The organism is Nocardia sp. NBC_00511 (genome assembly GCF_045161165.1).
In the GTDB taxonomy this organism is placed as follows: domain Bacteria; phylum Actinomycetota; class Actinomycetes; order Mycobacteriales; family Mycobacteriaceae; genus Nocardia.
The window spans coordinates 4,286,628-4,310,351 of sequence record NZ_CP107849.1 but is presented as its reverse complement, the minus strand read 5'-3'; the positions used below and the strand labels follow the sequence as shown (position 1 = coordinate 4,310,351).

Sequence of the window (23,724 nt, the reverse complement as noted above, 5' to 3'; positions counted from 1 at the left end):
CCACCACCTTATTGCCCGGGCTGGCAACTGTCTCATCCGGATTGGGCATATCGAGCGGGCCGAAAACGAAAACCGCACGCCGACCGGAATCGACGTGCGGTTTCGACGGGCAGGTCAGCGCAGGACGGATTCGATCTCGTCGGCGGCCTCGGCGCCGAACGCCTCGCGCAGGCGCTTGAGCGCGACATCGTGATCGAGGGTCCAGTCCTGGGGGCCAACGGTTTCCAGCACCAGGACGGCGACCAGCGAGCCGAGCTGCGCGGAACGCTCCAGCGACAGGCCCGCCGAACGGCCGGTCAGGAAGCCCGCGCGGAAGCCGTCGCCGACGCCGGTCGGGTCGACCTTGGCGATGTCGGGGACCACGTCGACGTGCAGTTCGGTGCCGTCGCGGTCGATGATCTTCGCGCCCTTGGAACCGAGGGTGGTGATGCGAATGCCAACGCGCTCACCGATTTCCGTCTCGGACAGGCCGGTCTTCTGGAGCAGGATGCCCCACTCGTACTCGTTGGTGAACAGGTAGTCGGCGCCCTCGATGAGCTTCAGGATCGTCTCACCGTCGATGAACGCCAGCTGCTGAGAAGGGTCGGCGGCGAACGGGATTCCGGCGGCGCGGCACTGATCGGTGTGGCGCAGCATGGCTTCCGGGTCGTCGGCGCCGATCAGCACCAGCTCCAGCTCGCGGTCGGCGGCCAGAGCGGTGATGTCGATCTCGCGGGCCTCGGACATGGCGCCGGGGTAGAAGGACGCGATCTGCGCCATGGTCTCGTCGGTGGTGCAGACGAAACGGGCGGTGTGGGCCTCGGTGGAGACGCGCACGGCCGAGCAGTCGACGCCGTTGTCCTCCAACCACTTCCGGTACTCGCCCCAATCCTTGCCGACCGCGCCCACCAGCAGCGGGGTGGTGCCGAGCACACCCATGGCGTAGGAGATGTTGCCCGCCACGCCGCCCTTGCGGATGACGAGATCGTCGACGAGGAAGCTGAGCGACACGTGCTGGAGCTGATCGGCCAGCAGGACGTCGGAGAACTTGCCCGGGAAGCGCATGAGGTGGTCGGTCGCGATGGACGCGGACACGGCGATGGTCACGGGGTTCGATCCTTTGGTTTGGGGATGCGCACCGAAAAGGGCTCGCACTTAAGAAAATAACACCGTCCGGGACGGATTTGACCGTCTCGCGGGCCCGGACATGCAGCAGCGCGGAACGTCCGGAGACGTTCCGCGCTGCGAGGCTATGTCAGTTGAAGCTGTCGCCGCAGGCGCAGGAGCCGGTGGCCTGGGGGTTGTCGATGGTGAAACCCTGCTTCTCGATGGTGTCGACGAAGTCGATGGAGGCGCCCTGCACGTAGGGGGCGCTCATGCGGTCGACGGCGAGCTTGACGCCCTCGAACTCCACGACCAGATCGCCGTCGAGCGAGCGGTCGTCGAAGAACAGCTGGTAGCGCAGGCCGGCGCAGCCACCGGGCTGGACAGCGATACGCAACGCCAGGTCGTCGCGGCCTTCCTGGTCCAGCAGTGCCTTGGCCTTCGAGGCCGCGGCGTCGGTCAGAGTCACACCGTGTGTGGTGGTCTCACCGGGAGTGGTGGTCTCGTTCTGCACAGTCATGAACTCTCCTAAAGGACCCTGTTTTTCAACCCGTGTGCGGCATGGCCACGCTTCGGCTCACAACGCCGGTTCGCGGGCGACTATTCCCCATCCTACGCGGGACGGTTTCTCCCGCGGATCGTCGTTCCCCGTTTTCGTTGACGGCAGCCGGAGTGTCGGGTACGCCCTTGCCGGAAATTAGCCGGTGACGGCGGCCGGAAGCAGACCGAGAGGTGTCCGACACAACAAACAGGCGGACCAGGATTTTCCGGCAGACCAGTCATCGAATAGCCTGGTCGGCGTGAAGTTCCTGCGCCGTGGCGACTCCGATACCGCTTCCGACAGCTCCAGCACCGAATCCGCTGGTGGGGCCGTGGTTGCCGATAAGGCCGTCACCCTGGGTAAGGGGCGTCCGACGCCATCGCGTCGCGAGGCCGAGGCCCGTAAACGCGGACCGGTCGCGCCCGCGCCCAAGACCGCCAAGGAGGCCCGGGCGCGTCGCAAGGCGCTGCGCGGCACCAAGGAGGAGCGCAAGGGCACCTCGTCCGAGCGTCGCGAGGCCGCGCAGGACCGCCGCGCCCGCATGCTCGCCGGTGAGGAGCAGTACCTGCTGCCGCGCGACAAGGGACCCGTCAAGGGCTACGTGCGGGATATCGTCGACGCGCGCCGCAATCTGCTGGGCCTGTTCATGCCGCTGGCGCTGGTGTTGATCCTCAGCATGATCCTCTCGCCCGCGCTGCAGGCGATCGTCACGCTGGCCATGCTGGTGATGATGCTGTTCATGATCATCGAAGGTGTCGTGCTGGGCCGCATCGTCAACCGTCGGGTCCACGAGCGCTACCCCGATGCCACGGACTCCTCGATGTCCCTGGGCTGGTACGCCTTCGTCCGCGCCTCCCAGGTGCGTCGCATGCGTGCCCCCAAGCCCCGCGTCTCCGCGGGCGACGCCGTCTAGGGCTACCGCTTCCAAGATCAGGGAGCTCTCACCGTGTGAATTCGACTCGAATTCAGCGGTGGGAGCTCCCTGATCTTGTTCGGGGGTCAGGCACGGCCACGGATGGACATGATGGCGTTGAGTTCGGCGGCGGTGCGGGGGACGTCGCGGTCGTCGAAGTTGGTGGAGCCGAACATTTCCGGGCGGTGGAAGGGGACCGCGCGGCCCGCGGCGGTGAAGAGGGCGGCTACGCGGCGGAAGATGGCGGCGGTGTCGGCGCGGTGGGTGGAGCGGAACGCGGTGGTGGGCACGGTGGTCATGCGGTGGCCTCGCTGTCATCGGTGGGGGTGGGGACGTCTGCGGCCATGAAGCCGAAGGTCAGGTAGCCGAGGGCCGCCATGGCGGTGCCCGCGGTGACGATTGCGTAGAGCGCTTGCATGGCAGTAAGTTTTCTCTAGAAGAGTTACTGCCAACAGTGGCGGTACTGACATTGTTCGCAAATATTCGGCCAAGTGGGTGAAGCGATGCTCTCCAAGGTTGCGGTCGTGCTCAACGACAACCTCGCCATGTTCGAATTCGGCGTCGTCTGTGAGGTTTTCGGGCTGGACCGGACCGGGGACGGACTGCCGGGATTCGACTTCCGGGTCTGCGGGGCCGAACCGGGGAAGCCGCTGGCCAGCAGTTCTCCGGGGATCCGGGTGACGCCCGACTACGGCCTCGACGAGCTGCGAGACGCGGATCTGGTTGCGATTCCGGCGTTTCCGTTCCATATCTCCACGGCCCTGGATCCCCGGGTGATCGAGGCCGTGCGCGATGCCTCCGATCGTGGGGCGACCGTGCTCACCGTGTGCTCGGGCGCGTTCCTCGCGGGCGAGGCCGGGCTGCTCGACGGGCGCAAATGCACCACGCACTGGCGGTACGTGAACCAACTGGCGCAACGGTTTCCGCAGGCGACCGTCGACCCGGACGTGCTGTTCGTCGACGAGGGCAATCTGATCACCAGCGCGGGCACCGCCGCCGGGATCGACGCCTGCCTGCACCTGGTGCGGCGGGAACTGGGCAGCAGCGTCGCCAATGCCATCGCGCGGCGCATGGTGGTGCCGCCGCAGCGCGACGGCGGGCAGCGGCAGTTCATCGAGCGGCCGGTCGTCGACTGCGACAACGACAACCTCAGCGAAACCCTGCGCTGGCTCGAGGAGAACCTGGAACTCGGGCACACCGTGGAGTCCCTGGCCGCCCGCAGCGCCATGTCCACGCGGACCTTCGCCCGGCGCTTCGCCGCCGAGACCGGGACGACCCCGGTGAAATGGCTGACCGGACAGCGCATCCTGCTGGCCAAGCAGCTCCTGGAAGACACCGACATGGATCTGGAAACGCTGTCGCACCGCTGCGGATTCGGCTCCGGGGCGCTGCTGCGCCACCACTTCCAGCGGCAGGTCGGCATCGCGCCGGTCGAGTATCGCCGCCGCTTCGGCGTCCGCGTTTCCTGAACGGGGCGCGCTGACCGTGCCTACCGGTCCGTGGCACAGCTTCGATTGATACCGTGCTGACGTGTCGCACACTGCTCAGACAACCGATCGGCCGCTGCGGACCCTGGTGCTCGGTGGCGCCCGGTCCGGCAAGTCGGCCTTCGCGGAACAGCTGGTCTCGTCCGGGGCGGTGCGGTATGTAGCCACCGCGGTGGTGGATCCCGCCGATGCCGACTTCGCCGAACGCATTGCGGCGCATCGCACGCGGCGACCCGCGGAATGGGATGTCGTCGAGGCCGACCCGGTCGAGGTGCTGCGCGAGGCCACTCCGGCGACGCTGGTCGACGATCTGGGGACGTGGCTGGCCGGGCGGATCGACGCGCACGCGGCGTGGGACGCGCCGCGCGGGACCATCGCGCCGGATATGGCGGCGTTGGTCGCGGCGGTCGCGGGGTATCAGGAGCGGCTGGTGATCGTCAGCCCCGAGGTCGGGCTGGGCGTGGTGCCCGCGACCGATGTGGGGCGGCTGTTCCGTGATGAGATCGGGACGCTGAACCAGCAGCTGGCTTCGGTGTGCGACGAGGTTTTCCTGGTGGTGGCCGGGCAGGCCATGCGGGTGAAGCCGGACCGGGTCGCGGAGGTGGTGCTGGGTTCCGCTGCGCCGGTCGCTGATTCGGTGCAGGTCGCCGGCGTGGTGGCCGATCAGGCTGCGGGGCAGGGTGTTCCGGTGCAGGCGGCCGACTCGGTGCCGGATATCGCGGTATCCAGCGGCGCGGCCGGCGTGACGGAGGTCGTTGCCGTGGTGCCCGTCGCGGCGCTCGCGGACGAACGGGTCGACGAAGTCGCGGCGACCGAACCCGCTGCCGCGACTTCCGATGCGAGTGCCGAGGTTTCGGCTGCGCCGGTGTTGACCAAGCCGGTGCGGATTTCGTTCGGGCCGGTCGGGTCGCCGGATGCGGTGGCGCGGGCTGCGGCTCAGGAGCGGCAGTTGCAGTTGACCAAGCCGGCCGGGGCGCTGGGGCGGTTGGAGACGCTGGCGAACTGGGTGGCGGCGTGTCAGGGTGTGTGCCCGCCCAAGCAGTTCGAGCGGGCGCGGGTTGTGGTGTTCGCGGGGGATCACGGGGTGGCGCAGCACGGGGTGTCGGCGTACCCGAGTGAGGTGACCGGGCAGATGGTCGCCAACTTCCTGCACGGCGGGGCGGCGGTGAACGTGCTGGCGCGGTTGGCCGACGCGAGTGTGCGGGTGGAAGACATTGCGGTGCAGGGGGATACGGCACCGGAGATTTCGCGGCACAAGGTGCGGCGGTCCAGTGGGGCCATCGACCGGGAGGACGCGCTCACCGAGGCGGAGGTGCAGGCGGCGCTGGCGGCCGGAGCCACCATCGCCGACGAGGAGATCGACGGCGGCGCGGATCTGCTGATCGCCGGGGATATGGGCATCGGCAACACCACACCCGCCACCGTGCTGATCGCGTCCATCACCGACACCGAGCCGGTCGTCGCTGTCGGCCGTGGCACCGGAGTCGACGACGCGGGCTGGATCCGCAAGACCGCCGCCATCCGTGACGCCATGTGGCGGGCCCGCCCGGTGGTGAAGGATCCGGTCGCGTTGCTGCGCACCGCATCCGGCGCGGACTTCGCGGCCATGGCGGGCTTCCTGGCCCGTGCCGCCGCCCGCCGCACCCCGGTAATCCTCGACGGCGTCGTGGTCACCGCGGCTGCCCTGGTCGCCGACCAGCTGGCCCCGGGCGCACGCGCCTGGTGGGTGGCGGGCCACCGCTCCAGCGAGCCGTCGCACACCATCGCCCTGACCCGCCTCGAACTCGAGCCCCTGGTCGACATGAGCATGCGCCTCGGCGAAGGCTCCGGCGCGGTCGCCGCCCTCCCGCTGCTGCGCGCCGCCGTCGCCACCCTCACCGACATGGCGACTTTCGCAGAAGCCGGAGTCAGCACCGCCGACGCGAGCGAACCCGAAGGTGCCTGACCCCGCCGCCGGATCCCTGGCCCGCGCACCACTTTTCGGAGCTGGTGGGTCCCGGCTGCGGGTCAGCGTCGTGGCGGAGGGGCTGCGGTGAACGGGATTCGGCTGGCTCTCTCGTGGTTGACGGTGTTGCCGGTGCGGGGGCCGGAGGAGGTTGATCGGGCGGCGGCTGCGCGGGCGATCGGGTGGGCGCCTGCCGTGGGGATCCTGCTGGGGTGCGCTACGGCCGGGCTCGTGTGGGTGTTGGGGTTGGCCGGGGCGCCTTGGCTTTTGGCGGGGTTCGTGGCGGTGGCAGGGCTGGCGCTGATCACGCGGGGGATGCACATCGATGGGCTGGCGGACACCATGGATGGGCTGGGGAGTTATGGGCCGCCGGAGCGGGCTCGGGAGATCATGAAGAGTGGGGGCGCGGGGCCGTTCGGGGTGGCGGCGTTGGTTTTTGCCATTGCGGTGCAGGCGGTTTCGTTCGCGGCGCTGGCGGGGGCGGGGCGATGGTTGGCGGTGGTGGTGGCTGTCGCGGTGGGGCGGGTGGCGGTCGTGCTGGCTTGTCGGCGGGGGATCGAGGCTGCGCCGGGGGCGGGGTTCGGGGCGCTGGTGGCGGGGACGCAGCCGGTGGCCGCGGGTGTGGTGTGGAGTGGGATCGCCTTGGTGGCAGCGGTATTCGCTACCGGGGATCATTGGCAGGGGCCGGTGGCCGTGTTCGCCGCGCTGGGGTTGGCGGGGGTGCTGGTGCGGCATTGCGTGCGGCGGTTCGGTGGGCTCAATGGGGATGTGCTGGGGGCGGCGCTCGAGGTGAGTGTGGCTGTCGCGGCGGGGATTCTGACCTTCGGGGTGTAGTCGCAACCGGTTCGCTGGGCTGGAGTCGGGGTCGATTCGTCTGGATCCGACCGGTCGGGATCGAGGGCGCTGTGAGACCGCTGGGGCTCGATTTCCGTTCATGCGCAAGTGAAATGGGTGTCGCAGAATAGTTGCCCAATGTGAATCGGGGGCAATCCGACCATCCAGTGGCTGCGAATACTTCGTGATCGAAGTGCCCGGGCCCGGAGATGGAGTCGCGCGATGGTGTTGCAGCTGGGTGTGCTGGTGGGTTTCGCGGTGGTGGCGGTGGTCGTATTCCTGGTCGGGGATCGGCTGCGACCGGCGTCCTGGCGGCACGAGGACGACGCGGGCGCGGGCACCATGATGCTCGATCTGGTGAATATGTTCTTCGCGGCCATCGTCGCCTTCGTGGTGGTGATCCTGTGGCAGCAGTACGACGATTCGCACGGCCATACCGTGGCCGAGGGCAAGGCGCTGGTCACCGTGTACGAGACCGCCAATGATCTGCCCGCGCAGGACCGTACGCAGATCCAGGGGCTGGTGCGTGACTACACCAAGCAGGTGATCGGCGAGGAATGGCAGACGATGGACAAGCAGCGGCGGCTGAGTCCGGCCACCCAGTCCACCCTCGACGATCTGCGGGCGGCCGTCTCGGCGCTGCCCACCACCGATGACAATGCCAAGTCGTTGCAGGACAAGGCGTCCACGGCGGTCGACGGAATCTCGGACGCGCGATACGACCGCGGCCTGGATGCCTCGTACCGACTGCCCGGCTTCCTCTATGTGGCGCTCTGGTTCTCGACGGTCATGCTGCTGTTCGGGACGGTGTTCTCCGGCGTGGTCGTCACCAAGCGCAGCGTGATCATGACCGGCCTGTTCGGCGTGGTGATCGGCGCGGTCATCGTGGCCGTCTATCAGCTCGATCAACCGTTCTCCGGCGGCAACCACGTCTCCAAGGACGCCTACGAACTGGCCCTGGCCCGCTTCCAGCACATCGCCGACTCCAATACCTCGGCCATGAGCACCAACCCGCGCTGACGCGCCGAAGAAGTAACTCGCACACGGCTTTCGGAGGCAGGGTGACGCGCACACACAGGGCGGCAAGTCGATTCGCGGCGGCAACCGCGGTTCCACTGGCCGCGGCATTGCTCACGGTCCACGCAGAGGTGGCACACGCGGATCCGGACCTACCGCAGATCGGTGAGATCTTCAGCGGCAGTGCGGCTCCGGACCCCGGCGCGGGACCGATCGACGCGCCGACAGGCAGCTCGCTCGGACTCGGTACCGGGAGCAGCTATTCCGGCAGCGCCTCGGGATCGGGCGGGGGCGGTGCGAGCTCGGGCAGTTCGCTCGGCCTGAACCCGAGCCGGTCGGCGACGCATATCGCCACCGGCAGCCCGCGGGCCGAGGCGCCGGTACCGAGACCGGAGCCGCCACCGGTCGACCTCGCCCCGGCGACACCGACACCGGTTGCGGCGGCACCGAATACGCTCGGCGGTCTGGCGGGTCTGGACTCCGGCAGCGTCGTGACGGCCTGCGCGGGCAGCGCGGTCGTCGGCAGCGCGGTCCTGGGGCTGGGACTGCTCACCGGCAGCAATCTGGGCTCGGGCCTCATCGGTCCGGGATTCATCCTCGGCTCCAGCGGGCTGGTCGGTCCCGGCTCGGCGGGCGCGGGCAGTGTCGTGGTCGGCAGCGCGATGACCGGCAGTGCGCTGCTCACCTGCATGCTGCTGCTCCCGATCCCCAACGCACCGGAACCCGGTATCCCACTGGAGATTCCGAAGGCTCCGGCCGCTGTGGTCCCGGTCGCGGCGCCGGTCGCCGTGATCCCACCGGTACCCGAGGTGATTCCGCCGGTTGTTCCGATTCCCCCGAAACCGGTAGTGCCGCACCCGCCCGTACCCGTGGCCGCCCAGGTTCCCCAGCCCGAACCGGTGAATTGGACGTCGTTGCAGATCATGACGGTCATGGTCCTCACCATCATCGCCGCCGCTCGTGCCAAGTCGGGTCGCCGACGGCGCGGCTGAGCACTACTTGCGGAACGCGGTCTCCAGCTGGGTGGCGGTGGCGCGCAGCTGGTCGACCGGGGTGGTCTCGAAGATGCCCTGGAATCCGGCCTCGGCCTTGATCGCGGCCTCGACGTCCGGATCGTGGTAGATCTGCACCAGTTTCAGGTAGGTGGGGTTGCCCTGGTCGGCGGCGCGGGCGGCGAAGATATTGATGTACTGGGCCAGGTCCGGGCGCTTCGGGTCATCGGTGTAGATGATCTGATCGTTGGTGAGACCCGCCTGGCGCGCCCAGGTGTCGTCGACATAGGCGGCGTCCACGCTGTCGAGGGAGGACGCGGTCAGGGTCGGGTCGATGGGGGTGAGGCGGACGCGGGAGGCGGCCTTGTCGACGTCCTCGAGCTTCGAATCCCAGGACGGGCCGTTCCTCAGGGTGATCAGGCCCGCGGCGGCCAGATTCAGCAGTGGCCGCACCTGATTCGCCGGATTATTGCTCAGGGTGATCTCGCCGCCCTGCGGGATCTCGGTGACCGAGCGGTGCTTCTTGGAGTACAGGCCCAGCGGGTAGATCTCCGTCGCGCCGATCGGGACCAGGGTGTCGTTGTTGCGGGCGTTGTAGTTGGCCAGGTAACGGACGTGCTGGAACTTGTTGAGGTCGATCTGGCCTTGCGAGAGAGCGGGATTGGGCTGGTTGTAGTCGGTGAAGTTGGTGAACTTCACCGTGATGCCCGCCGCGGCGGCCTTGGTCTTGAACACGTCCCAGTGTGGCTGTGCGAGATCGTTCACACCGATGCGGACCACATCGCCGGGGTGTTCCCGGCCACACGCCGCGGGTAGGGCGAGCGCGAGCAGGACCGGAATCGCCAGGAAACGGCGCAGTTTTCGCATTTCACGCACCGTAGGTGTGCGGACGGTAATACCGGAAGGCTTTGATTCCCCGCGATCACAATCATTGCTCGCCGGTTGCCCGCACGGTTGCATGGCCGGGTTCGATTTCCACCTACATGCGGGAGCACGAGTGAAATTCCATCGGGTACTGGCGATCCCGGTCCTGGTAGCAGCCGTCGCGAGCCTCACCCTCACGGCCTGCGGCAGCAACGACAGCGCTGGCGGCAACACGGTGCGCATCGGCACCACCGAATCCGATCCGCACTGGGACGTGTTCAAGGACAAGGCCAAAGAGCAGGGCATCAACCTCGACATCGTCCACTACTCGGACTATTCGCAGCCGAATATCGCGTTGGCGCAGAAGCAGATCGACGTGAATCTGTTCCAGCACCTGCAATTCCTGGGGCAGTACAACGTGGCCAACAACCAGGATCTGACACCGATCGGGGCGACCCAGATCGTGCCGCTGGGGCTGTACTCCAAAAAGCACAAGACGCTCGCCGAGATCCCGCAGGGCGGGGAGATCGCGGTGCCCAACGATCCCACCAACCAGGCGCGGGCGCTGTTCGTGTTGCAGGCGGCGGGACTGCTGAAGATCTCGGGCAACGTCAAGCAGCTGACGCCCGCCGATATCGACAAGGGCTCCTCCAAGGTGAAGGTGACCGCGGTGGACGCGGCGCAGACCGCGCTGTCGCTGGAATCGGTGGACGGGTCGGTCATCAACAACACCTTCCTGCTCAAGTCCGGCATCGACCCGAAAACCGCGCTGTACAAGGATGATCCGAGCAGCCCGGTCGCGGAACCGTACATCAATGCCTTCGTGACCCGCGCCGCCGACAAGACCAACCCCACCTATCTGAAGCTGGTGGACATCTTCCACGGCCCCGAGGTGCAGAAGTCGGTGCAGGAGGACTCCAAAGGCACCGCGCTGGAGGTCACCAAGAGTGGGCCCGACCTCGAGCAGATCCTGTCGCGGGTGCAGCAGACCATCCGCGAAACCAAGTGAGCGCGGAGCAGTCCGAGCCAGCGGCGGTCGAATTCCGTTCGGTCACCAAGGTTTTCCAGACCGGCAAGCAAAGCCAGACCGCCCTGGACAGCATCGATCTCCGCATCGAGCACGGTGAGATCTTCGGCGTGATCGGCTATTCCGGGGCGGGCAAGAGCACCCTGGTGCGGCTGATCAACGCCCTGGAGAAGCCGACCAGCGGCACCGTCCTGATCTCCGGGAGCCCCGTCACCGGGGTCCCGGAGTCCCGGGTGCGGCAGCTGCGCCGCGATATCGGCATGGTGTTCCAGCAGTTCAACCTGTTCCGCTCGCGGACGGCGGCCGGGAACATCGAATACCCCCTGAAGGTGGCGGGCTGGCCACGCGCGCGGCGCAAGGCGCGAGTGGCCGAACTCCTGGAATTCGTGGGCCTTTCGGACAAGGCGCGCAGCTACCCCGACCAGCTCTCCGGCGGCCAGAAGCAGCGCGTGGGCATCGCCCGCGCGCTGGCCACCTCACCCGCCCTGCTGCTCGCCGACGAGGCCACCTCGGCCCTCGACCCGGAGACGACGGGCGAGGTGCTGCGCCTGTTGAAGAAGATCAACCGCGAGTTGGGCGTGACCATCGTGGTCATCACCCACGAGATGGATGTGATCCGCGCCGTCGCCGACCGGGTGGCGGTGCTGGCCGAGGGGCGCATCGTCGAATTGGCCGACACCTTCGACGTTTTCGCGGCTCCGGCCGCCGCGCCCACCCGCTCGTTCGTGGAGACGGTGCTGCGCAACCGGCCCGACACCGAAGAACTGCGGCGGCTCGAGCAGCGGCACGGCGGCCGGTTGGTCACGGTGGCCGTCGACGACGAGCACGGCGTCGGAGAGGCACTCGCCGCGGCCGTGGCGGCCGGAGTGCGCTTCGAGATCGTCTACGGCGGCGTAAGCGCCTTGCAGGACAAAACCTTCGGCAGCCTCACCCTCGCCCTGCACGGCCCGCCCGAGGCGGTCGATGCAGCCGCCGAGCGATTGGGTGACGGTGCCGTGCTGGTCAGTTCGGTCGAGGTCGATGATCGGAGGTCGGCGTGAATGCGACTGTTCTGGCTGCGGTGCCTACCGATTGGGGGCGGTTGCGGCCGGTATTGAGTGAGGCCATCGGGACCACTGTCTATCTGGTGGGCGTGACCTTCCTGGTCGGTGGCGTCATCGGGTTGGGGCTCGGGACCTTGCTCTACGCCACTCGCAAAGGCGGGCTGTTGTCCAGTGCGCCACTGAATCTGGTGCTCAATGTGCTGGTGAATGTGGTGCGGCCGATTCCGTTCATCATTCTGCTGGCGGCGTTGGGGCCGGTGACGTTGAAGGTGATCGGGACGACCATCGGGACGGATGCCGCGGTGTTCGTGATGATCGTGGCGGCGTCGTTCGGGATCGCTCGGATCGTCGAGCAGAATCTGGTGACGGTGGATCCGGGGGTGATCGAGGCGGCGCGGGCCATGGGGGCCGGGCCGGTGCGGATCATCCTCACGCTGTTGATTCCGGAGGCGTTGGGGCCCTTGGTACTCGGGTACACGTTCGTCGTGATCGCGATTGTCGACATGTCGGCGATGGCGGGCACGGTGGGCGGTGGCGGGTTGGGGGACTTCGCGCTGGTGTACGGATATCAGCGGTTCGACTGGCAGGTGACGCTGGTGGCGACGTTGATCATCATCGCGGGGGTGCAGGGGGTGCAGTTCCTCGGAAACTGGCTGGCGCGCAAGGTTTTGCGGCGGTAGGCGGCGCGGCCGTCACGGAAGTCCGTGGCGGCCGCGCACGTTCGGGTCAGTCGAGTTTGCGCAGGACCGGGATCTCCCACTTGTTGTTGAGGACCGCGGTTTTGGGGGAGTAGAGGCGCAGGGTGAGGGAGAACTGGCCGGTGTCGGGGATGGGCAGCCACTGCCCGGCGGGGACCTCGGAGCCGGGATCGGCGCTCTGAACAGCGATTTCGACACTGCCGTCGGGTCCGGGGGTGACCGGGACCAGGTGGCCCACCGAGTAGATCTGGGCGGGATTCTGGACCAGGTAGCTCTGGCCGTCGTAGGCGGTGATCGACCAGAAGGCGTCCACCGGCGGTAATTGCCCCTCGGCGAAGGTGATCCGGTAGCGGCTGCCGCCGTCGGCCGTGCCCTTCAGCGTCGGGTAGACGGCGTCCTTGGGGAGGTTCGCGCCGAGACCGATCGCGGCGACCTGAGCGCGCAGCGGATAGTTGGTGCCGTAGGTGCCGACATTGAGGTCGAAGCTCCAGCCGTTCTGGTTGCGCGCCTGCGGATCCCGGTAGGCCAGCACCTGCTTACGGGCATCGGCGCCGGCCGAGTTGAGCAGGTCGGCCGGTTGGCCGTCGACATTGCCACCGGGTTTGATGCCGAGAGTGGCGAAGCGCTTCATGGCCCCGGCGTCGTCGGTGGCGGGCGGATTGATCGCCATCACCGCGCACATGCGACCGAAGAAGGTGCGCCCGTCCATCTGTGCCACCATCTGGGCGGGGACACCGCCGCCCGCCGCCTTCGCGCCCGGACCGCCCCGTACGGCGCTCGGGTCGGCCTTCCAGACACTGAGCGGGGCCAGCTTCATCTGCTGCTGGAGTTCGCGCACATGCTCGATGTCGTTGCCGCCCTGGTATTCGATGCGGCCCAGCAGCCAGGTGACGGGGGTCGGCATGGCCAGCCGGGTGAGGCCCGCGGGCACGGTGCCGTTCCAGCCGGGGCCGGTGATCAGGTAGGTGTAGGGCGGCCCGGACGCACCCGGGTCGAGGTCCTGATCGGCGCTGCCGGGATCGTGGACGGTATTGGTCCAGGCGTCCATCAGCTGCATCAGCCAGTAGCGGCCGGGTTCGATGGCGGGCACCTGCAACACCATCGGTTCGGCGCGCAGATCCAGCCAGGCCTGCGAGTAGAGGGTGTCGAGGTTGAGCCGGACCACCTGCTTGTCGTCGGGGGTGGGTGGGTTCTGATGCACCAATTGGTTTGCCGGACCGCCGGTTTCGCGGGTGACGTCCATCAGGACCAGTGGGTAGCCGAAGACGTAGGCGTCGGCGGCGACCACCTTGGGGTCGCTGGCCGCGGTGGTCGAGCCCGAGGATCCGGCGCTGTCGGACTTCCCGCAGGCGCTCGCACCCAGCGCCGTGAAGGCGGCCACGCCGAGCCCCAGCGCCCTGCGCCGGGAGATACTCGCGAACTGTCCGGTGACGTCGTTCGACGGGAAATCCATTGCTACCGATTCCTTTTCCGGAGGGGTCAGCGCTGACCACGGGCTCGACGTCAGCAACTCATCGGTTACCGATCGTTCGCGGGTCATTTTAGGGCTGTGACCACCGCGAAGCCGGTTGCGTCGCGGGAGTGTCCAGTACGGAAAACGAAAGGAGCGCCCTCCACGTCGGAAGGCGCTCCCTCGGAACAGCGATGGCTCAGAGGTTGACCGGGTACACCGGCTCCTGGATCTCGGGCTTGATGCGGTCCTCGACGAAGATGCCGTGCCAGATCATGAAGATCAGCAGCGTCCACAGTCGGCGGCTGTGATCCAGCGGCCCGGTGCGGTGGGCTTCCAGCATGGCCAGAATCGCCTGCTTGTTCAGCAGGTGATCGGTGTTGGACTCGTTGATCTGGGTGCGCGCCCAGTCGTAGAGTTCCGGCCCGCGCAGCCAGTGCCGCAGCGGCACCGGGAAACCGAGCTTGGCGCGGTTGAGCACATGCGGCGGCACGATATCGGTGAGTGCCTGGCGCAGCGCGTATTTGGTGGTGTCCTTGGTGATCTTCTGCTCGACCGGGATCTTCTCGGCGACCTTGAAGACCTCCGGGTCCAGGAACGGCACCCGCAGTTCCAGGGAGTTGGCCATGGTCATCTTGTCGGCCTTGACCAGGATGTCGCCGCGCAGCCAGGTGAACAGGTCCAGATGCTGCATGCGCGCCACCGGATCCCAGTCGTAGCCCTGCATGGCGTAGATGGGGGCGGTGACGTCGCGGTGGGTCCACTCGGGGCGGAACTCGCGCAGCACCGAACGCAGCTGGGCGTCGTTGAAGCTGCGGGCGTTGCCGTAGTAGCGCTCCTCCAGGGTCATCGAGCCGCGGTGCAGCAGGCTCTTGCCGCGGGTGCCCTCCGGAATCCGGTCGGAGAGCTTGCCCGCCAGCTTGCGCACGCCGCGCGGCAGGAACTCGAAGGGCTTGAGCGACAACGGCTCCCGGTAGATGGTGTAGCCGCCGAACAGCTCGTCGGCGCCCTCGCCGGAGAGCACCACCTTGACGTGCTTGCGGGCCTCCTTGGCCACGAAGTACAGCGGCACCAGCGCCGGGTCGGCCACGGGTTCGTCGAGGTACCAGACGATTTCGGGGATGGCGGCCGCGTACTCCTCGGGGGAGACCATGCGCACGTAGTGCTTGGCGCCGATGGCGGCGGCGGTCTCGGCGGCCACGTCGGCCTCCGAGTAGCCCTCGCGCTCGAAGGCGGAGGTGAAGGTGAGCAGGTTCGGGTTGTGCCGGATGGCCAGCGCCGCGGTCGCGGTGGAGTCGATGCCGCCGGAGAGGAACGCGCCGACGGTGACGTCCGCGCGCATGTGCTTGGCGACGGAGTCCTCCAGGGCGTCCGCGATCTCCTTGTAGCGCTTGGCTTCGGAGCCCGCCGCGAACTTCTGCACTCGGAACTGCGGGTTGAAGTAGCGGGTGACGCGCGGGGCCTCGCCGGGCTCGACCCAGGCGTAGCAACCGGATTCGAGGCGGCGGATGTCCTTGTGCAGGGTCTCGGCCTCGGGCACGTACTGCAGCACCGTGTAGTGCTCGAGCGCGCGCGGGTCCAGGTCGGCGGAAAGCTCCAGCGCCGGAAGCAGTTCCAGCAGGCTCTTCTTCTCGCTGGAGAAGGCGGTGCCGCCCGCGCCGGTGGCCAGGAACAGCGGCTTGATGCCGAACGGGTCGCGCGCGATGAACAGCTTGTGGAGCTGGGTGTCCCAGATCGCGAACGCGAACATGCCGCGCAGCTTGGCGGGGGCCTTGGTGCCCCAGTAGTGGAAGGCGGCGACGATGGCCTCGGAGTCACCCTCGGTGCGGAACATCGGCTCATCGCCGAATTCCGCGCCGTGCTCGGCCTTCAGCTGCTCGCGCAGTTCCAGGTAGTTGTAGATCTCGCCGTTGAAGGCGAGGGCATAGCGCTCCGGGTTCTCCGGCGGGCCCCAGCGCAGCGGCTGGTGCGAATGCTCGATATCGATGATCGACAGGCGGTTGAACCCGAAGATCATCCGTTCGTCGTTCCAGGTGCCCTTCTCGTCGGGGCCGCGATGGCGCTGGCAGTGCAGCGCCTCGAACACCTGTGCCGCAACGGATTCCGCCGTCCGTCCGTCGGGGGTAGTCGCCGTGTCAGCTGTCAGAAATCCGAGCAGTCCACACACTGAGCCGAGAACCTCTTTCCGGAATAGGTACCTGCAGGACACGAAATCTACTGCCTGAGTATGCCGCACGGCCCATCGACAGGGCATGCCGCAGGCCCCTGAGTAACCCTGCCATGTCGAAACATTCACGGTTCGCGGCCCGCCTCGGTCTGGACTGACCGGAACGGGGGAGCGAAGCGGAGGAGTGGAGGGAGGGAAGACCGAGGTCAGAGGGCCGCGAACACGCCCGGAGCGAAGCGGAGGGCAAATAGCGCCGTGTCGAAGCGGACCCGATCACAACGGGGGGCGTTCTTTGGTCTACGCTGCGTAGTACTTGGGAAACTCTCAGGGTTGTTTTCGCGTTCGCGCGTACTCTGCCCGAGGCCCAGAACTGTGCTGAAGTTGTGCCGCCCGGCGGACGGGAGTCCGGGTGGCGCGGTGTCGGAATGACGACCAGGAAGGCGTTGAGCGTGGCGCACAAGACGAGCGAGGCGATTGGGGCACGACCCGCCCGGGGTCGGCGAGGCCGCATCCTTCGGCGGGCCGGACTGGCGGTGTCCTTGGGGATGACCGCGATGCTCGTCTCCGGCTGCTCGATCGACAACCCGTGGCTGCGGTTCGGTTGGCCCTCGGGTATCACCCCGCAGGCCACCCGGATGCGCGAGCTGTGGACGTGGTCCGTGCTGGCCGCCCTCGCGATGGGCGTGCTGGTCTGGGGTCTGACGTTCTGGACCATCGCGTTCCACCGCAAGCGGCCGGACTCCCCGGAGTTCCCGCGGCAGACCGGTTACAACGTGCCGCTGGAGCTCAGCTACACGGCGATCCCGTTCGTGATCATCGCGGTGCTGTTCTACTTCACCGTGGTCGTGCAGAACTACGTGCACGAGAAGGTCGGCAACCCGGACGTCGTGGTCGATGTGACCGCGTTCCAATGGAACTGGAAGTTCGGCTACCAGCACGTGACCCTGCCCGACGGCAGCAGCTACGACGGTGTCGACCACGCCCGCCAGGACGTGAACACCCAGACCCGCGACGAGTACAAGGAGCGGACCAAGGACGGGCACCCGCAGCCCGGACCGAACAACGGTCTGCCCGCCAATGACATCTCGTACCTGAACTACGACAAGGTCGAGACCGTCGGCACCTCCGACGAGATCCCGGTCCTGGTCCTGCCGACCGGCAAGAACATCGAGTTCCAGCTGGCCGCCGCGGACGTCATCCACTCCTTCTGGGTGCCGGAGTTCCTGTTCAAGCGTGACGTGATGCCGAACCCGAAGCAGAACAACTCCGACAACGTCTTCCAGATCACGCAGATCGACAAGACGGGTGCCTTCGTCGGCCGCTGCGCCGAGATGTGCGGTACTTTCCACTCGATGATGAACTTCGAGGTCCGCGCGGTCACCCCGGAGAACTTCCAGAAGTACCTGAAGGCGCGTCAGGACGGCGAGACCAACGCGCAGGCTCTGATCGACATCGGTGAATCGCCCGTGGCCACCACCACCAAGCCGTTCAACACCAAGCGCACCGCGCGTGGTAACGAACTCGCCGACGCGAAGTGAGGATGAACTGACATGAAGGTCGAAGCTCGCATCTTCGAACTGCTCACGGTCTTCTTCGTGATCGTGGGTGTGGTCTACGCCTACTTCACCGGCAAGTCCCGCACCGGCGTCGAGTGGGCGGGTACCACCGCCATCATCCTGACCGCGGGCCTGGCGCTGATCGTGGCGACCTACTTCCGCTTCGTGGCTCGTCGACTGGACCTGCGTCCCGAGGACTTCGAGGACGCGGAGATCGTGGACGGCGCCGGTGACCTGGGCTTCTTCTCGCCCGGTTCGTTCTGGCCCATCCTGCTGGCCGGTGCGGGTTCCATCACCGCCCTGGGCCTCGCGTTCTTCCAGTTCTGGCTGATCGGCATCGGGGTGGCCTGCATCCTGGTCGCCGCGGGCGGTCTGGTGTTCGAGTACCACCTGGGACCGGAGAAGCACTAGCTCTCACGGCTCTACTTCGAAGCGCCCCATCCGAATCCGGGTGGGGCGCTTCGCTGTTCGCGGGGGCCGATGCGACGAGGTTGGCGGAGCCGGGTTTTCGAAAGGCGGGGTCGCCCGCGCGTCCTCCGGGCGGCCCCGCCTTCCCCTCATCGGATCACTAGCGGGTCAGATGCCCAGGGCGTGTTTGAGACGGTTGGTGCGTGGGCCCATGGTGCCGAGCAGGGTGCGCGGGAAGCGCGCGGGCAATGCGGTGGGGCGTTCGAGGATGGCGGTCTCGATGCTGCGCGCCGCCTCGGCCCGATCCGCGGTGTCGGCGTCCGGCCGCAGGGTCGGATAGGTGACCGAGGTGACGTGGATGCCGCGCGGGGACAGTTCCGCGTCGGCGCACTGGCTGAAGGTGGTCCAGGCCGCCTGCGCGCTGGCGTAGGAGGCGAAATTGGGTGTGGGAGTGGTGCAATCGCCCAGCGGGCCGACGTTCACCACCTGCCCGGAACCACCGGCCAGCATGGCGGGCAGCAGGCCCAGGGTCAGGCGCAGCGGGCCGAAATAGCAGGCGGCCATGGTGCGCTGGTAGTCGCGGAAGCGGTCCAGAGACTGCAACACCGGACGCCGCGTGGGCCGTCCGGTGTTGTTGACGAGGACATCGATGGTGTCGAACTCGGTGAGCAGCCATTCGACCAGTTGGTCGACGTCGCCCAGGGCGGACAGATCGCAGCGGAACCAATGCGCCCGGCCCCCTGCCTGGATGATGTCGGCGCATTCGTCGACCAGTTGGGCTCCGTTGCGCGACACCAGGATCACCTCGGCGCCGTGCGTGCCCAATAGTCGGGCGGTTTCGCGGCCGATGTCGGAGTTGGCGTCGGTGACGACAATGCGTTTACCGGCGATGGACAGTTTTTCACCCGCGAGAGTTCCGGCGGAGCGGGGGCGGCGGGCAGCACGAAAATCGATCATGGGACAGGCAACCTTCGCTAACGAATGAGCATGAACCATGCACCGGTACCCCGCCGACAGCACCGATACGACCGCGCCCCCGGCTGCTATCCGGTTGCTGGGGGTGCGGCGGAACACATTCTAATCGGTCGGGTCATAACGCCGGGCCCGTTCGGCGACGCAGATCTCGTCGATTCCGGAAACGATGTCCCGCAACAGTTCCGAGGGCAGCGCGGCCGGCCGCAAACGGCAGGTGAAGGTGATGAACCCGTGCTCCTCGTTGTCGAGTTCGCGCAGGTAGCGCGAGCGCACGCCATAGGTCATGGCCGAGATGACGGTGAAGCAACCGGTCCGTTCGCGGTGTCCGGCAAACAGGTCGTGCAGGCCGTGGAAGACCCGCGCGTAGTTCGACATGGGTGCGAAGAGCGAGACACGGTAGGCCGCTCCGCGTTCCGAGGAGCTGATGACGGTGTCGGCCAGGTACTCCGCGTCGCGCAGCGTCAGCACCTTCGGAGCGAACATGAGCGCGCCCGCGGCGGCATTGCGGACCGGCATACCGGCGCGGCCGCCCGCCGAGGCGGCGATGGCGCCCAGCGACTTTCGGGCGCGCGCGCCGACCTCGCGGCGGGCGCGCAGCGAGAGGTTGGGGGTGGTGGGGTGCAGGCTCGACCACTGGCCGAAGCGCACGGTGCCCAGCTGTACGGTGCCGGTGCCGACCGGTCGGCCCACCTTCAGGGGTGCGGTGTCGATCCAGCGGCCCACCTGCAGCATGGAGTCACCGGGGGACTGAATCTCCTTGTAGGAGTGCTCCACCCAGGTGTCGAAGTCCAGGAAGCGGTGCGCGTCGGTGGTGAGCCAGGTGCGGTCCTTGTCGACATCGGTCACCTCGAGGGTGAGCGCGGTGATGATGCCGGTGCGGCCGCCGCCGCCCAGGATGCGCCGGAAGCGCTCGGTGTGATGGGTGCGCCCGCAGGTGCCGAATCGTCCGTCCTGATCGACGTATTCGAGTTCTGCCACATTGTCGCTGAACATGCCGAACCGGTGCGATGCCGCCGACAGCCCGCCCACTGCCGCGAATCCACCCGCCGTGATGTCTCGATGGTCGCCGACGATCGGCAGTCCGAGTCCGTGCCCGCCGAGGGTGCGGTCGATATCGGAGAGTCGAGCCCCCGCCTGCACCCGGACGGTCCTGGCGTCGGCGTCGACCACCTGTACCCGGTTCATCTTGCGCAGGCTCAGCACACTGCTGTGATCGGGCAGTGCGAGCTCGTCGTCCGGACGTTCCCCACCCCGGATGATCAGGGGTTTCGTCGATCGTCGTGAATCCCGAACGGTCCGAACCACATCCGCGGTATCGCGGGGCAGGAATTCCTCGGTGAGGATGGAGACGGGCGTGCTCATGGCGCTACAGCTAACCATAGTCACGCGGGTTGTGCTCGTAGTTGGACAGCCGTCTCAGTGAGCGGGGCGCGGATGCCTTGTGAACAGCGGGTTTCCGTCCTCGGCGGTCTGGTTCCCTGGAAGTTAGCCGGATAGTGCTGTCAGTGCGCGGGCGTACAGTCCGGCGCATGGGGTTTCCTGGGTGGGGTGTCACAAGTTTCCTGGGCGGTGTGCGGTGAGCTTCTTGGGTGGATTGTTCGGTTCGGCGCGAAATCGGTTCGGCCGGAAGGTGTTGGAACAGGTCCGGGCCTATCCGGCGGTGGCCGCGGCCGAATTCGACGCTGAGCACTACGAGATCAGCTATCAGCTACGCAATGGCTATGCCGCCAAGCTGAATCTCGGCACGCTCTACCGGCGCTTCGACGGGAAGACCGGGCCCGGTCTGTTCGACGCGGTGGACGATCTGCTGCTGCCGCCCCCGGCTCCCGACACCTGGGAGCAGGTCGCGCCTCGACTACGTCCGGTGCTGCGCAAGGCGGGATACGAGCGGGTCCAAATGGCGGGGGTCGACCCGCGCGACGATCTGGTGCTGGCTCGCCCGGCGCTGCCGTTCCTGTCGGAGCTGGTGGTGATCGATCTGCCCAGCACCGTGCAATTCGTTACCCGGCAAGATCTTTCGACCTGGGGCGTGGACGCCGACAAGGTGTACACCATCGCGCACACCAACCTGACCGACCTGGCCATGAACACCCTGGCGGCCTTCGAACCGTCCGAGGGTGTGCGGGTGATGGAGTTCGCCGACGACGACGGTGAGAGCTATGTCGGTTCGCTACCGCTGGTGGCGGGCTGGCTGGCCGGGGCCGAGGCCCGGAGCGGTACGCGCCCACTGGTTTTCCTACCCGGGCACCTGGGGATGTTCGTGGCGTTCGGGGCGTCGCCCGCGGTGCTGGTGCAGCTGATGTCGCTGGCCGAGGAGCGGTACTCGGCGGCGCTGCGGCCGCTGTCGACGGTGCCGTACACCCTCGACGAGCACGGGGAGCTCGCGCCGCTCGAGGTCGAGCCGGAGCACCCGGCCTGGGCCGCGGTGCGGCACGCGCAGACCCAGCTCGCGGTCAGCGCCTACCGCGGCCAGACCGAGAAGCTACGCGCCTTCCCCGAACGTGAGGGCGCGATCATGGAGCTGCTGCATGTGCGCGCGCCCGACGGCGCCGAGTACACCATGACCTCCTGGACCGACGGTGACGTGAATCTGTTGCCCAGGGCCGATTTCATCTGCTTCGTCACCGGCGACGGGGATGTCTTCCGGGTGGACTGGGACGCCGTGGCCGGGCTGCTGCCGCTGCGATTGGCCGCCGAATACGACCCGCCGCGCTACCGGGTGCGCGACCACCCACCCGCCGAGATGATGGCCCGCCTGCGCGCGCTGTCGAGCTGAGGCGCGTCCGCCGGTGTGGCGCGATACCCAGCGGAAAGTGTCGCCCGAGTCCGCTAGGGTCGGCCGCGTGGACAGGGCGCGGCTGACAGCCGAGATGGCGACGGGATCGAGACCGGAATTCCTCTTCTTCTGGGGGCACACCCGCACCCCGGGTCACGAGGTCGGCAAGTGGGTGATGAGCCAGTGGTGGCCGGTGGACTTCACCGTCGACGGCCAGACCTACGGCAGCGCCGAGCATTTCATGATGGCGGAGAAGGCCCGACTGTTCGGTGACGAGGACATGCGCGCCCGCGTCCTGGCCGCCGAGACGCCCGCAGACGCCAAGCGCCTCGGCCGCGCGGTGACCGGTTTCGACCAGGACACCTGGGAGGCGCACCGCTACGACATCGTATTGCGCGGCAGCATCGCCAAATTCGGCCAGCACGACGCGCTGCGCGAGTTCCTGCTCGCCACCGAGGGCAAGGTCCTCGTCGAGGCCGCGCCCCGCGACACCATCTGGGGCATCGGCCTGGGCGCGGACAATCCCGCCGCCGCCGACCCGGCCACCTGGCGCGGTGAGAACCTGCTCGGCTTCGCCCTGATGGAAGCCCGCACCGCGCTGGCCCCCGCCCGCCACCCCTGACGCGAATACGATCAGGGAGCCGTCTCACCGGGAAATACGCCCAACGGATTCGAGCCGATACGACCTCCTGATCGAGAGGTCGCATCGGCTCGGAATCCGCCGGACGATTTCGTGCGGTGACAACTCCCTGATCGTGTTGTCGCGCCGGGGTTCTCAGCGGTTGGCGAGTTCCGACAGCTGATAGGCGAGGGCGTGGCGGACGGCGGGGACCCGGGTCGCGGTGCTGATCAACAGGTTTCGCACGGCGCGGGCCGGGCGGGGGCGCAGGGTGGCCATGCGGGTCATCCGGTCGGTGAAGGTGACCACGCCCAATGCGACCGGGCGGCGGGTGGTTTCGTAGGTGTCGAGGGTGGTGGCGGGGGTTCCGGCGAGGACGGCGGCGAGCAGGCGGCCCAGCAGGGCGGCGTCCTGGATGCCGGTGTTCATGCCCTGGCCGCCCGCCGGACTGTGTACGTGGGCGGCGTCCCCGGCCAGGAAGACGCGACCGGCGCGGTAGTGGTCGGCGAGGCGGTGGTGCACGCGGAAGCGTGAGCTCCAGACGATCTCGTGGACTTCGGCTTTCGCGCCGGGGCGGCGGTCGTCGAGGAGGGCCTGGACGTAGGGGAGGTCCGGGTGCTCCGGGGCCTCGGCCACGGTGGAGACGATGCGGAAGCGGTCGCCGGCCGGGTCGGGCAGCGGCGCGACGATGGTGGGGCCCGCGGGGGAGAGGATCATCGAGACCTCGTCGCGAGGGTCCGGCCAGCTCATGTGAATGTCGGCCAGCACGAAGGATTCCGGGTACGAAGCGCCGGTGAAGCCGATTCCGGCCGCCTCGCGAATGGTGCTGTGCATGCCGTCGGTGCCGATGACCCACTGTGCGCGAACAGAATTCGCGGCGCCGTCCGCGTCGGTGTAGTCGACGGTGACGGCGTCGTCGTCCTGGGTCGCGGCGGTGACCTCGCAGTGCCGGTACACCCGGCCGCCCGCCTTCTCCAAGCGCGCCAGCAGGATCGCCTCGGTGTGCTCCTGGCCGAGCATCACGGTGTAGGGGTATTCGGTGGGCAGGTCGCCGAAGTCGACCCGGGCCAGCACCTGGTCGCCGTCGCGCATCACGAAGCGCGGCACCACATTTCCGGCCTCGATGACCTGATCGGCGAGGTCGAGTTTCTTCAACACCTCGAGGGTGCGGGCGTGGATGACCACGGCGCGCGAGGTGTTCGCGCCCTCGGCGAGCTTGTCGAGCAGCACCACGTCGGCACCGGCGTCGGCGAGCACGATGCCCGCGGTAAGCCCGGCGGGGCCCGCGCCGACGATGACGACCTGAGCGGTGGCGGGGACGGTGTTCAT

General features: G+C 67.8%; 23 protein-coding genes. 13 read left to right on the top strand and 10 right to left on the bottom strand.

The genetic code is table 11. The features are described 5' to 3' along the window. Window positions 1-114: 114 nt before the first annotated feature. Together OG300_RS20315 and OG300_RS20310 are read right to left on the bottom strand one after the other, a co-directional pair. Complete coding sequence (locus tag OG300_RS20315; RefSeq protein WP_405498245.1) at window positions 115-1,086, bottom strand: carbohydrate kinase family protein; 972 nt, start codon at window positions 1,084-1,086, stop codon at window positions 115-117. A gap of 148 nt (window positions 1,087-1,234) precedes the next feature. Then, window positions 1,235-1,603: a HesB/IscA family protein gene (locus OG300_RS20310; protein ID WP_405498243.1), complete on the bottom strand. Its 369-nt coding sequence runs from the start codon at window positions 1,601-1,603 to the stop codon at window positions 1,235-1,237. A 280-nt stretch (window positions 1,604-1,883) separates the two neighbouring features. On the opposite strand from OG300_RS20310, the gene OG300_RS20305 reads away from it, so the two are divergent. Continuing rightward, on the top strand, window positions 1,884-2,537 hold the full coding sequence (locus OG300_RS20305; protein WP_405498241.1) for a DUF3043 domain-containing protein: 654 nt from the start codon (window positions 1,884-1,886) through the stop codon (window positions 2,535-2,537). An 86-nt stretch (window positions 2,538-2,623) separates the two neighbouring features. Here the strand turns inward: OG300_RS20305 and OG300_RS20300 are convergent, their stop codons facing one another. Together OG300_RS20300 and OG300_RS20295 are read right to left on the bottom strand one after the other, a co-directional pair. Further along, complete coding sequence (locus tag OG300_RS20300; protein WP_405498239.1) at window positions 2,624-2,836, bottom strand: hypothetical protein; 213 nt, start codon at window positions 2,834-2,836, stop codon at window positions 2,624-2,626. Further along, entirely contained in the window at window positions 2,833-2,955 is a 123-nt protein-coding gene (locus OG300_RS20295) for a hypothetical protein (RefSeq protein WP_405498237.1), read from the bottom strand. The genes OG300_RS20300 and OG300_RS20295 overlap by 4 nt, the downstream gene beginning before the upstream one ends. Window positions 2,956-3,040: 85 nt before the next feature. On the opposite strand from OG300_RS20295, the gene OG300_RS20290 reads away from it, so the two are divergent. From OG300_RS20290 to OG300_RS20270, 5 genes are all read left to right on the top strand, one after another. Continuing rightward, entirely contained in the window at window positions 3,041-4,006 is a 966-nt protein-coding gene (locus OG300_RS20290) for a GlxA family transcriptional regulator (protein WP_405498613.1), read from the top strand. A 61-nt stretch (window positions 4,007-4,067) separates the two neighbouring features. Further along, window positions 4,068-5,969, top strand: coding sequence for a nicotinate-nucleotide--dimethylbenzimidazole phosphoribosyltransferase (cobT, locus tag OG300_RS20285; RefSeq protein WP_405498235.1), 1,902 nt, complete (start codon window positions 4,068-4,070; stop codon window positions 5,967-5,969). Window positions 5,970-6,056: 87 nt separating this feature from the next. After that, window positions 6,057-6,803, top strand: a complete 747-nt coding sequence (locus OG300_RS20280) for an adenosylcobinamide-GDP ribazoletransferase (protein WP_405498233.1) — start codon at window positions 6,057-6,059, stop codon at window positions 6,801-6,803. A gap of 222 nt (window positions 6,804-7,025) precedes the next feature. After that, window positions 7,026-7,823, top strand: coding sequence for a DUF4239 domain-containing protein (locus tag OG300_RS20275; protein WP_405498231.1), 798 nt, complete (start codon window positions 7,026-7,028; stop codon window positions 7,821-7,823). A gap of 41 nt (window positions 7,824-7,864) precedes the next feature. Continuing rightward, window positions 7,865-8,812 (top strand): hypothetical protein, encoded by a 948-nt coding sequence (locus tag OG300_RS20270; RefSeq protein ID WP_405498229.1) that lies wholly within the window; start codon window positions 7,865-7,867, stop codon window positions 8,810-8,812. A 3-nt stretch (window positions 8,813-8,815) separates the two neighbouring features. Here the strand turns inward: OG300_RS20270 and OG300_RS20265 are convergent, their stop codons facing one another. Further along, the gene (locus OG300_RS20265) at window positions 8,816-9,679 is read right to left on the bottom strand and encodes a MetQ/NlpA family ABC transporter substrate-binding protein (protein WP_405498227.1); all 864 of its coding nucleotides are present in this window, start codon (window positions 9,677-9,679) and stop codon (window positions 8,816-8,818) included. A 130-nt stretch (window positions 9,680-9,809) separates the two neighbouring features. Between OG300_RS20265 and OG300_RS20260 the strand changes: the two genes are divergently transcribed. Genes OG300_RS20260 through OG300_RS20250 form a run of 3 tightly spaced genes read left to right on the top strand, consistent with a single transcriptional unit; the run spans window position 9,810 to window position 12,426 of the window. Then, the gene (locus OG300_RS20260; RefSeq protein WP_405498225.1) at window positions 9,810-10,685 is read left to right on the top strand and encodes a MetQ/NlpA family ABC transporter substrate-binding protein; all 876 of its coding nucleotides are present in this window, start codon (window positions 9,810-9,812) and stop codon (window positions 10,683-10,685) included. Continuing rightward, entirely contained in the window at window positions 10,682-11,743 is a 1,062-nt protein-coding gene (locus OG300_RS20255; RefSeq protein ID WP_405498223.1) for a methionine ABC transporter ATP-binding protein, read from the top strand. The genes OG300_RS20260 and OG300_RS20255 overlap by 4 nt, the downstream gene beginning before the upstream one ends. Window positions 11,744-11,763: 20 nt before the next feature. After that, window positions 11,764-12,426, top strand: a complete 663-nt coding sequence (locus OG300_RS20250; RefSeq protein WP_405498612.1) for a methionine ABC transporter permease — start codon at window positions 11,764-11,766, stop codon at window positions 12,424-12,426. A gap of 46 nt (window positions 12,427-12,472) precedes the next feature. Here the strand turns inward: OG300_RS20250 and OG300_RS20245 are convergent, their stop codons facing one another. Together OG300_RS20245 and asnB are read right to left on the bottom strand one after the other, a co-directional pair. Beyond that, window positions 12,473-13,897, bottom strand: coding sequence for a DUF1254 domain-containing protein (locus OG300_RS20245; RefSeq protein WP_405498221.1), 1,425 nt, complete (start codon window positions 13,895-13,897; stop codon window positions 12,473-12,475). 196 nt (window positions 13,898-14,093) lie between these two features. Further along, on the bottom strand, window positions 14,094-16,061 hold the full coding sequence (gene asnB / locus OG300_RS20240) for an asparagine synthase (glutamine-hydrolyzing) (protein ID WP_405498219.1): 1,968 nt from the start codon (window positions 16,059-16,061) through the stop codon (window positions 14,094-14,096). Between the two features lie 545 nt (window positions 16,062-16,606). Here asnB and OG300_RS20235 point away from each other — a divergent pair. Then, the gene (locus OG300_RS20235) at window positions 16,607-17,599 is read left to right on the top strand and encodes a cytochrome c oxidase subunit II (RefSeq protein ID WP_405498217.1); all 993 of its coding nucleotides are present in this window, start codon (window positions 16,607-16,609) and stop codon (window positions 17,597-17,599) included. A 12-nt stretch (window positions 17,600-17,611) separates the two neighbouring features. After that, window positions 17,612-18,028 carry a cytochrome c oxidase subunit 4 gene (locus OG300_RS20230; protein WP_405498215.1) on the top strand — a complete coding sequence of 139 codons (417 nt, stop codon included), beginning with the start codon at window positions 17,612-17,614 and terminating at the stop codon, window positions 18,026-18,028. 165 nt (window positions 18,029-18,193) lie between these two features. Here OG300_RS20230 and OG300_RS20225 read toward each other — a convergent pair whose 3' ends face one another. Continuing rightward, complete coding sequence (locus OG300_RS20225; protein ID WP_405498213.1) at window positions 18,194-18,982, bottom strand: SDR family NAD(P)-dependent oxidoreductase; 789 nt, start codon at window positions 18,980-18,982, stop codon at window positions 18,194-18,196. Window positions 18,983-19,102: 120 nt separating this feature from the next. Continuing rightward, window positions 19,103-20,362 (bottom strand): FAD-dependent oxidoreductase, encoded by a 1,260-nt coding sequence (locus OG300_RS20220; protein WP_405498211.1) that lies wholly within the window; start codon window positions 20,360-20,362, stop codon window positions 19,103-19,105. A gap of 268 nt (window positions 20,363-20,630) precedes the next feature. Between OG300_RS20220 and OG300_RS20215 the strand changes: the two genes are divergently transcribed. Next, on the top strand, window positions 20,631-21,776 hold the full coding sequence (locus OG300_RS20215) for a hypothetical protein (RefSeq protein ID WP_405498209.1): 1,146 nt from the start codon (window positions 20,631-20,633) through the stop codon (window positions 21,774-21,776). A gap of 67 nt (window positions 21,777-21,843) precedes the next feature. Continuing rightward, complete coding sequence (locus OG300_RS20210; RefSeq protein ID WP_405498207.1) at window positions 21,844-22,398, top strand: NADAR family protein; 555 nt, start codon at window positions 21,844-21,846, stop codon at window positions 22,396-22,398. Window positions 22,399-22,551: 153 nt separating this feature from the next. On the opposite strand, the gene OG300_RS20205 is transcribed toward OG300_RS20210, so the two are convergent. Beyond that, window positions 22,552-23,724 (bottom strand): FAD-dependent monooxygenase, encoded by a 1,173-nt coding sequence (locus OG300_RS20205; protein WP_405498205.1) that lies wholly within the window; start codon window positions 23,722-23,724, stop codon window positions 22,552-22,554.

Coding starts and splice junctions, on each gene's coding strand:
- OG300_RS20225 (WP_405498213.1), bottom strand. CDS start 18,982: ATGATCGATTTTCGTGCTGCCCGCCGCCCCCGCTCCGCCGGAACTCTC.
- OG300_RS20300 (WP_405498239.1), bottom strand. CDS start 2,836: ATGACCACCGTGCCCACCACCGCGTTCCGCTCCACCCACCGCGCCGAC.
- OG300_RS20205 (WP_405498205.1), bottom strand. CDS start 23,724: ATGAACACCGTCCCCGCCACCGCTCAGGTCGTCATCGTCGGCGCGGGC.
- OG300_RS20220 (WP_405498211.1), bottom strand. CDS start 20,362: ATGAGCACGCCCGTCTCCATCCTCACCGAGGAATTCCTGCCCCGCGAT.
- OG300_RS20295 (WP_405498237.1), bottom strand. CDS start 2,955: ATGCAAGCGCTCTACGCAATCGTCACCGCGGGCACCGCCATGGCGGCC.
- OG300_RS20275 (WP_405498231.1), top strand. CDS start 7,026: ATGGTGTTGCAGCTGGGTGTGCTGGTGGGTTTCGCGGTGGTGGCGGTG.
- OG300_RS20265 (WP_405498227.1), bottom strand. CDS start 9,679: ATGCGAAAACTGCGCCGTTTCCTGGCGATTCCGGTCCTGCTCGCGCTC.
- OG300_RS20230 (WP_405498215.1), top strand. CDS start 17,612: ATGAAGGTCGAAGCTCGCATCTTCGAACTGCTCACGGTCTTCTTCGTG.
- OG300_RS20235 (WP_405498217.1), top strand. CDS start 16,607: ATGACCGCGATGCTCGTCTCCGGCTGCTCGATCGACAACCCGTGGCTG.
- OG300_RS20310 (WP_405498243.1), bottom strand. CDS start 1,603: ATGACTGTGCAGAACGAGACCACCACTCCCGGTGAGACCACCACACAC.
- OG300_RS20245 (WP_405498221.1), bottom strand. CDS start 13,897: ATGGATTTCCCGTCGAACGACGTCACCGGACAGTTCGCGAGTATCTCC.
- OG300_RS20290 (WP_405498613.1), top strand. CDS start 3,041: ATGCTCTCCAAGGTTGCGGTCGTGCTCAACGACAACCTCGCCATGTTC.